The 1,282-nt window shown below is 44.9% G+C and carries 1 protein-coding gene and 1 pseudogene; both read right to left on the bottom strand.

The window, feature by feature from the left end:
• A pseudogene (locus GRP75_RS27240) lies at window positions 1–372 on the bottom strand (hypothetical protein); the annotation flags it as partial.
• Window positions 369–1,082: a hypothetical protein gene (locus GRP75_RS27235; RefSeq protein ID WP_160790925.1), complete on the bottom strand. Its 714-nt coding sequence runs from the start codon at window positions 1,080–1,082 to the stop codon at window positions 369–371. The pseudogene GRP75_RS27240 and the gene GRP75_RS27235, both read right to left, overlap by 4 nt.
• Between the last annotated feature and the right edge of the window lie 200 nt (window positions 1,083–1,282).

Genomic DNA, 1,282 nt, shown 5'->3' with positions numbered 1-1,282 from the left:
TATTACTGCCCGTACAAGCCCTGGAGATAGTAACGGCGGTGCAGCTCCAAAGCTGGAGGTTCCCTCAAGTACATCCAAAGTATGTTCGAGTACAGGCGTCGTATAATTACGAATATTTTCTTTAGACAGTGTCCCTCGCAGAACTAAACGTGCGGCAGCATCCCAGCCCCCTTCCTGAAGCTGTAGGGTTGGATCGTCCATACCATACTCTTGTATAGGTAATCCTGATTCAATACCGGTATATTTACGACCCAAATGAGTCAATAATAGTCTTCCTCGATATAGATTGCCTATGGTAATTGCTATTGCTGCCGCCAAAGAGCTACTTCCACTAGCCCCCTTAATGGGGCTCCAAAACAAAATGGTACTCATGCTCTACTCCTTTCCGCACGCTTTAGCGCACGACGACTCACTTTTAATTCCCAACTCATCCATTCCCCAATACAACGGCATAATTGTTTCTTATACATTCTGGATAGCGGTTTTAGTAGTAGCTGTTTTTTATGCTCATTTTCCAGTTTCAGAGCAAGCAGCCCCTCATCCCATGGCAGTACATATGGGTCTTGCTGCCAAGAAGCTGGGAAATGGTTCATGTATTCCCACAGGTACGGCTCCTCCACACCACAATCCACAGCCTGTAAAAAAAGCTTGTGAAATACAAGATCTTTAGGAAATTCAGGTTGACTGAATAAATGCTCAAGCCAATTCTGTCCGTTATGCATTAGCATGCGGCTATAATCACTGACCCAAACTCGCAGTTCTGCCCTTTTCCAAACAGAAATGGGGCAAAAATCAGGTAACTCTACATCCAAAATAACAATGTCATAAGCCTGCTCTGCCTTCTGATCAGCCGTCATACCTATATGCAGGTCTTCCCATGCTGTAAATCCAATTGCTACATCAAAACCACTAAACTGCGTAATGGGAAGTGGTTTGTCAAGCATCCCTATGCTATACCGATACCGTCCCCGCAACGTAGCATCCACAAGCAGTACCTGTTGGCCGGAAGCTGCTAATATGCTGCTGATGTATAACAAGGTATCGCTTTTGTCACAAAGCCCGGCAAATATCCATGTTTTCATACTTCCGTTCCTTTTCTCTCATTTATTTGGCATACGGATCAGAGCTTCCGTCCTGCGTCAGAATCTTTGTTTGTTCTTGATGATCCTGCTCGTTCTCATATTCATTTCTTGTATCATCAATTCCGCTTGCTGGGTTTTCTATAGTAGCACCCGCATGCTGGGCTGCAATTTCCTCACTCAGACTCCTTTCCACGGGTGTT

It is taken from the genome of Paenibacillus sp. OT2-17 (genome assembly GCF_009827695.1).
In the GTDB taxonomy this organism is placed as follows: Bacteria; Bacillota; Bacilli; order Paenibacillales; family Paenibacillaceae; genus Paenibacillus; species Paenibacillus polymyxa_B.
The sequence above is the reverse complement of the archived record's forward strand: the minus strand, read 5'-3'. Positions and strand labels throughout refer to the sequence as shown.

Excerpts from the sequence above, each read along its gene's own strand:
- GRP75_RS27235 (WP_160790925.1), bottom strand. The coding sequence starts at position 1,082 with ATGAAAACATGGATATTTGCCGGGCTTTGTGACAAAAGCGATACCTTG.